Below are 6,671 nucleotides of genomic sequence, written 5' to 3' on the forward strand. Positions count from 1 at the left end.
TCTTTTGCAAGCTCAAGGAGTTCAAACGTATCGCAATGCGCAGCGACAAGACGGATAGCAGCTTCGCAGCGATGATCTATCTCGCAGCTGGGGTTATCAACTCTCGCTGATTCTCAACACGTCCTAGCCTCCACCAATCCCGGCGCGGTTCAGCGTGCCATTGTCCGTTTGAGTGCGGTTTTCAAGTGCCGTTGCATTGCCGCTTGAGCCTGAATGGGATCGCGAGCTTCGATCGCTTCGAGAATCTCTCGGTGCTCATTGAGTGCGACAAACCATGTGTCCACTGGGTCGTACAGACCAAGCAGCTTTGATGGCATAGGGCTTTGTCGTTCGTCGTACAGTGTCCCAACCGTTCGAGCGAGCACTTCGTTGTTCGACATCTGGGCGATTCGCACGTGGAATGCACGATCTGCTGCAATCGGAAGCTGCCCTGCTTGGCATTCGCGCTCCATCGTCTGATAGATGGCCCGTAGCGCTTTCACATCCTTTGGTTTAGCCAGCGGTGCCACGGACGCGGCAATCGCACCTTCGAGGATCGCGCGGGCACCCATGATGTCGATCAGGCTGTCTCCCATCTCCACATTGTCTTGTGCGGCATCCTCGGAGCTGGAGGGCACGCCGCAAAGATAGACACCCGAACCCATCCGGATCTCGACTCTGCCCTCAAGTTGGAGCGCAACGAGCGCTTCCCGAATCGAAGGCCGTGAAACGCCAAGCTGCTCTGCGAGTGTTCGCTCGGGCGGTAGACGGCCATTGACAGCGAAATCCGGCTCGTAAATCAGCGCCCGCAATTGATCCGCGATCTGCAGATAGAGCCGGCGGGAAGGGGTCGATCTTGTGTTCACTTTGGTCCTCCGAGCTAGTGTGTCTGGCCTATTTGTTGAATTGGAAGGCGCGTGCGGTGTAGGGCCGGCACTCACCTGAGCCCCAGTGAGAGCAAACCTCTCAATCTTCTTACATCCAACCTTGAGCATCGATCCAGTCTGGGGATTTCCCTAGTATTGATTGGCCAAAATTGGATTGACCAGTTTTACATATTTTCATAAAGTTGCAACTGGCATGACCAATTTTGAAGAGTGCGAACGGTCGCATCTTGTGGATGTGCAGAAGCTTTTGGGGGTTGAGACTTGAAGCGTCGTTTGTATACCGGGCGGGATGTAAGTCGCGCTCAGAGCATCGAGGAGCTGCGTGGGATGGCCCGCAGGCGGGTGCCTAATTTTTGTTTTGAGTACGTCGAAGGTGGCTCGGAAGACGAGGCTACTTTGCGTAGGAATCGTGAAGTCTTCTCGAACATCGCGTTTCAACCGCGGACTCTGGTGGACGTCACTGTGCGCAATCAACGTAGGCGACTGCTTGGTGAGGAGATTGCATCGCCGTTCCTGATTGGGCCGACGGGGTTCAGTGGACTGCTGTCGAGCGAAGGCGACGTGTCAATGGCACGTGCCGCGGCTTTGGCAGGCATTCCTTTCGTGCTCAGCAATGTTTCGACGACATCCCTGGAGGAAGTGGTGCGGCGAGCGGGAGCGGATGCCCGGGTATGGATGCAGGTTTACATGTACCGGACCCGCGAGTTTGTAGAGAAGATTGCACGCCGGGCCCAGGATGCAGGGATTGGCACGCTGGTACTCACTACCGATAGCGCGATCTACGGCAAGCGCGAGTGGGATGTGCGGAACTTCTCTGGGCCGCTAAGCCTTAACTGGCGAAACAAGATCGACGTCATTCGGCATCCGCGCTGGATCTTCGACATCTTGTTTCCGCACGGTTTTCCTCATTTCGCAAACGTTGGCGACCTGCTGCCGCCAGGGCAGACCAGCGTCCGTGGTGCTGCGTCCTCAATGATTGGTCAGTCGCTTGACCCATCGCTATGTTGGCGAGATGTCGAGTGGCTGCGGGACATCTGGCCAGGGAAGCTCGTAATCAAGGGGGTCATGAATGCGCAGGACGCGGTTCGGGCGATTTCAGTTGGTGCGGATGGCATCGTGTTGTCGAACCATGGCGGGCGGCAATTGGATGGCGCGCTGTCAACGATGGATGTGCTCCCTGAGGTCGTAGCCGAGGTTCAGGGGCGATTGGCCGTGATGCTGGATGGCGGATTCCGTCGCGGCTCCGACATTGTGAAGGCGGTGGCTCTGGGCGCTGATGCGGTGCTGGTTGGTAGAGCCACGACCTATGGCCTGGCGGCTGGGGGGCAGGCTGGGGCCGGGCGGGCGATTGAAATCCTGCGTAGCGAAATCGATCGCGTACTTGGACTGATGGGTTGTCCTGATATTTCGCAAGTAGACCAGAGTTATTTACGAGCAATTTGATGAGCTCGAATTACAACAATGGAGTCATCGCAATGAAGCGTGTAGCAGGTAAGACGGCTCTGGTCACAGCCGCAGGCAAGGGGGTTGGTCGAGCTAGTGCCTTAGCGTTGGTGCGTGAAGGCGCCACGGTATGGGCTACGGATGTAGATGATTCGGCGCTGGCGGAACTGGCTGCCGAGGCTGTGAAGGCTGGATTGAGCGACTTGAAGACGGGCCGCTTGGACGTCCTGGACACGGCAGCGGTGCAGGCCTTTGCTGCACGCACCGGCAAGGTGGACGTGCTGTTCAACTGCGCCGGCTTTGTGCACCACGGCAGCATCCTTGATTGCGAGGAGGCCGACTGGGATTTCAGCTTCGATCTGAATGCCAAGGCGATGTACCGCACCATCCGCGCCTATCTGCCGTCCATGCTGGCAGGCGGCGGTGGTTCCATTATCAACATGGCGTCTGCCGCTTCGAGTGTAAAGCGGCGTGCCTAACCGCTTCGTCTACGGTGCTTCGAAAGCAGCGGTAATTGGCCTGTCCAAAGCCGTGGCGGCCGACTATGTGCAGCAGGGCATACGCTGCAACGCCATTTGCCCGGGCACGGTGGAATCGCCCTCGCTGCAGGATCGCATCCGCGCGCAGGCTGAACAGGCCGGTGTCAACGAAGCTGCGGTCCGGGCGGCATTCGTGGCGCGTCAGCCGATCGGCCGCGTGGGGCGTGCCGAAGAGATTGCCGCGCTGGTGGTCTATCTGGCCAGCGACGAGTCATCGTTCACCACCGGAACCATCCATCTGATTGATGGTGGCTGGCTGAACTAATCATCAAGGAGACAAGACATGAAATTGGTACGTTACGGGCAGTCTGGCCAGGAAAAACCGGGTCTGATCGACGCCCAGGGCCAACTGCGCGACCTGTCGGCCCACGTGGCGGATATCGACGGCGCCGCGCTGTCGCCCGCGTCGCTGCACAAGCTCGCCGCCATTGATGTCGCCAGCCTGCCTGCGGTCAGCGGCCCGGTGCGCCATGGTTCGCCGGTCGCGCGCGTAGGCAAGATTATCTGCGTGGGCCTGAACTATGCCGACCACGCGGCCGAGACCGGCGCGCCGATACCGGCCGAGCCCATCCTATTCCTTAAGCCTAGCTCGTCCATCATCGGGCCCGACGATACGGTGGTGATCCCGCGCGGCTCGGTCAAGACCGACTGGGAGGTGGAACTGGGCGTGGTGATCGGCAAGAAGGCTTCGTATGTCACCGAAGCCGAGGCGCTGGACCATGTCGCCGGCTACACCATCGTCAACGATGTGTCCGAGCGCGAATACCAACTTGAGCGCGGTGGCCAGTGGGACAAAGGCAAGGGCTGCGACACCTTCTCGCCCATCGGCCCGTGGATGGTCACCAAGGACGAGGTGGCCGATCCGCAGAACCTCGGTCTGTGGCTCGATGTCAACGGCAAGCGCTTCCAGGACGGCAGCACCCGCACCATGATCTTCCCGGTGGCGAAGCTGGTGAGCTACATCAGCGAGTTCATGTCGCTGCTGCCAGGCGACATCATCAGCACCGGCACCCCGCCCGGCGTGGGCCTGGGTCAGAAGCCGCCTCTGTACCTAAAGGCCGGCGACGCCATGCGCCTGGGCATCCAGGGCCTGGGTGAGCAGCGGCAAACCACGCGCGCCTGGTCGCGCGAGCTGGCTTGATTCCCCAAAGCTATTTGCAGTTTGCAACTACCAGTCGGGTAACCGAAGCCCAGCGGGCTTGATGGTGGTTGCGCTGAGGAGCCAATATGAAATACGAGTTTGACTTCGCCAGCGTACTGGCGCAGTGGCCACTTTTCCTGGAGGGGGCATGGACGACCGTGCAACTGTCCTTCCTGGCCACGGTATTGGGCTTTGTGCTGGGCGCGTTGTGCGCCGTGGGGCGCGGCAGCCGGTATGGCTGGCTGCGCCGGCTGGTGGGGGCCTATGTGGAGGCCATCCGCAATACGCCGCTGCTGGTGCAGAGCTACTTTCTGGTCTTCGGGCTGTCGTCGGTGGGCGCCACCATGCCCATCATGGTCGGCGCGGTGCTGGCGCTGGTGATCAATATCGGCGCCTACACCTGCGAAATCCTGCGCGCGGGCATCGAGTCCATCCACGGCGGCCAGATCGAGGCAGCCGAATGCCTGGGACTGTCGCATGTGCAAATCCTCTGGCATGTGGTACTGCGCCCGGCCGTGGAACGCGTGTGGCCGGCGTTGACCAGCCAGTTTGTGCTCATGATGCTGGCCACCAGCATCATGTCCTCGGTGGGGGCGGAGGAGTTGCTGGGTGTGGCAACCCGCATCCAGTCCGACACCTTCCGCAATTTCGAGGTCTTTCTCGTGCTGTGGGGGCTGTACCTCGCGCTCTCATACCTGATGCGCACGGGCTTCTGGCTGCTGGGCTTGATGGTGTTCACGCGCCGGCGCAAGCTGGGCACGCCGCTGTGAAGGAGGTTTGATTATGACGAGCGAACAATTCTTCTCTTTGCTGCAAGGCGCCTGGGGCACGCTGGTGCTGTCGTTGCTGACCTTTGCGATCGGCGGGCTTGCGGGACTGGCCCTGGCCATGGCGCGCATCTCGCCGGCCCGCCCGGTGCGGGTGGCCGCGGCCGCGTGGATACAGCTCATTCAGGGCACACCGCTGCTGGTGCTGATGGGGCTGTGCTTCTATGGTCCCAACATTGCCGGCATCGGTTCGGTGCCCGCGCTGCTGGCGGCGACATTGGCCATGTCTATCTATGCCAGCGCCTTTCTCGGCGAAATCTGGCGCGGCTGTATCCAGGCCGTGCACAAGAGCCAGTGGGAGGCCGCCGAATGCCTGGGCCTGACGCGCTGGCAGCGCATGCGCCAAGTGGTGCTGCCCCAGGCGCTGCGCCTGGCCACGCCGCCCACGGTGGGCTTTGCGGTGCAGATCATCAAGAACACCTCGGTGGCATCGCTTGTGATCGGCTTTGCCGAGCTCTCCTATAACGCCAAGGTGCTCAACAACTCCACCTTCCAGCCCTTTGTCTATTTCGGCGCTGCCGCGCTGCTGTACTTCGCCATGAGCTATCCGCTGTCGCGCTGGAGCCTGGCACTTGAAAGGAAACTCAATGCAAGTCGCCGCTGAAACTGTCGTCCATCTGCAATCGGTGCACAAGCGCTTCGGTGCGCTGCATGTGTTGCGCGGGGTGTCGTTCTCCGTCACCAAGGGCCAGGTGGTGGCCATCATTGGCAAGAGCGGCTCGGGCAAGAGCACGGCGCTGCGCTGCATCAACCGGCTCGAAAGCGTGGACGAGGGTCAGATCCGCGTCTGCGGCCACCAGGTGCACGATGCCGGGCTCGACAAGCGTGCGCTGCGGCGCGACGTGGGCATCGTGTTCCAGAGCTACAACCTGTTCCCGCATCTGACGGTGCTGCAGAACATCACACTGGGGCCGACCTCGGTCAAGCGCATGCCGACAGTCCAGGCGCGTGAATTGGCGCTGGACGTGCTGGCCCGCGTGGGCCTGGCCGACAAGGCCGAAAGCTACCCCGAGCAGCTTTCGGGCGGGCAGCAGCAGCGCGTGGCGATTGCGCGCTCACTGGCCATGCAGCCGCAGGTGATGCTGTTCGACGAGGTGACCTCGGCGCTCGATCCGGAGCTGACCGGCGAAGTGCTCGAGGTCATGGAAAAACTAGCCGCCGAGGGCATGACCATGATTTTGGTCACGCACGAAATGGCCTTTGCGCGCAACGTGGCCGACAAGGTCATCTTCATGCACCAGGGCCAGGTCTGGGAGCAGGGCGGCCCCGAAATCCTGGCCAATCCCGCCACGCCCGAGCTGCGCCAGTTCGTCGGCAACGGACTTTGATTACCCCACCCCAACCACATTCAACCCTGAAACCTGGAGAGAGACATGTCTACATCTTTGATTCGCCGCCAACTTTGCCTGCTGCTGGGCGCTGCCGCCGCACTCGGCACGGGAATGGCCCACGCAGACCAACTGGACACCATCATGGCGGCCAAGAAGATCCGCGTGGCCATCGACATGGCCGTGCCGCCCTACAGCATGAAGGACGACAAGCTGAAGCTGATCGGCTCCGACGTGGAAGTCGCCGAGCTGCTGGCCAAGGACCTGGGGCTGGAGCTGGAGTTCGTGCCGACGGTGCTGTCCAACCGCGTTCCCTTCCTGCAGACCGGCAAGGCCGACATCGTGGTGTCGGTGTTCGCCATCACGCCGGAACGAGCAAAGGTGATTGATTTTTCCGTACCCTATTGATCGGGCCCCATAAAGATTGAACTTTCTGCTGATTTTCGCGTTCGAAGCAGCATGGACAAAGAAGACGCGAGATACCAAACCCTGGAGCAGCTTCACGAGCGGCGCAAGCAAGTCATCCG

General features: G+C 61.0%; 6 protein-coding genes and 3 pseudogenes. 8 read left to right on the forward strand and 1 reads right to left on the reverse strand.

Annotation, left to right across the window (positions count from 1 at the left end):
* A pseudogene (locus QZ709_RS16480) lies at window positions 1-110 on the forward strand (IS5/IS1182 family transposase); the annotation flags it as partial.
* 39 nt (window positions 111-149) lie between these two features.
* On the opposite strand, the gene QZ709_RS16485 reads toward QZ709_RS16480, so the two are convergent.
* Window positions 150-845, reverse strand: a complete 696-nt coding sequence (locus QZ709_RS16485) for a FadR/GntR family transcriptional regulator (RefSeq protein ID WP_207375564.1) — start codon at window positions 843-845, stop codon at window positions 150-152.
* A 282-nt stretch (window positions 846-1,127) separates the two neighbouring features.
* Between QZ709_RS16485 and QZ709_RS16490 the strand changes: the two genes are divergently transcribed.
* From QZ709_RS16490 to QZ709_RS16520, 7 genes and pseudogenes are all read left to right on the forward strand, one after another.
* The gene (locus QZ709_RS16490) at window positions 1,128-2,309 is read left to right on the forward strand and encodes an alpha-hydroxy acid oxidase (RefSeq protein ID WP_273623303.1); all 1,182 of its coding nucleotides are present in this window, start codon (window positions 1,128-1,130) and stop codon (window positions 2,307-2,309) included.
* A 32-nt stretch (window positions 2,310-2,341) separates the two neighbouring features.
* A pseudogene (locus tag QZ709_RS16495) lies at window positions 2,342-3,113 on the forward strand (SDR family oxidoreductase).
* A gap of 18 nt (window positions 3,114-3,131) precedes the next feature.
* On the forward strand, window positions 3,132-3,989 hold the full coding sequence (locus QZ709_RS16500; protein ID WP_207375562.1) for a fumarylacetoacetate hydrolase family protein: 858 nt from the start codon (window positions 3,132-3,134) through the stop codon (window positions 3,987-3,989).
* An 86-nt stretch (window positions 3,990-4,075) separates the two neighbouring features.
* A complete protein-coding gene (locus QZ709_RS16505) occupies window positions 4,076-4,759 on the forward strand; it encodes an amino acid ABC transporter permease (RefSeq protein WP_019042771.1) in 684 nt (227 codons plus the stop codon).
* A 13-nt stretch (window positions 4,760-4,772) separates the two neighbouring features.
* On the forward strand, window positions 4,773-5,420 hold the full coding sequence (locus QZ709_RS16510) for an amino acid ABC transporter permease (RefSeq protein ID WP_019042770.1): 648 nt from the start codon (window positions 4,773-4,775) through the stop codon (window positions 5,418-5,420).
* Window positions 5,404-6,144, forward strand: a complete 741-nt coding sequence (locus QZ709_RS16515; RefSeq protein ID WP_294638523.1) for an amino acid ABC transporter ATP-binding protein — start codon at window positions 5,404-5,406, stop codon at window positions 6,142-6,144. The genes QZ709_RS16510 and QZ709_RS16515 overlap by 17 nt, the downstream gene beginning before the upstream one ends.
* A gap of 114 nt (window positions 6,145-6,258) precedes the next feature.
* Window positions 6,259-6,549: pseudogene (locus QZ709_RS16520) on the forward strand (transporter substrate-binding domain-containing protein); the annotation flags it as partial.
* Window positions 6,550-6,671: the final 122 nt, after the last annotated feature.

This window comes from uncultured Aquabacterium sp. (assembly GCF_913773725.1).
Classification (GTDB): Bacteria; Pseudomonadota; Gammaproteobacteria; order Burkholderiales; family Burkholderiaceae_C; genus Aquabacterium.

Bases quoted from the DNA above. Each gene is read 5' to 3' on its own strand.
- QZ709_RS16500 (WP_207375562.1), top strand. From the start codon at position 3,132: ATGAAATTGGTACGTTACGGGCAGTCTGGCCAGGAAAAACCGGGTCTG.
- QZ709_RS16505 (WP_019042771.1), top strand. From the start codon at position 4,076: ATGAAATACGAGTTTGACTTCGCCAGCGTACTGGCGCAGTGGCCACTT.
- QZ709_RS16510 (WP_019042770.1), top strand. From the start codon at position 4,773: ATGACGAGCGAACAATTCTTCTCTTTGCTGCAAGGCGCCTGGGGCACG.
- QZ709_RS16515 (WP_294638523.1), top strand. From the start codon at position 5,404: ATGCAAGTCGCCGCTGAAACTGTCGTCCATCTGCAATCGGTGCACAAG.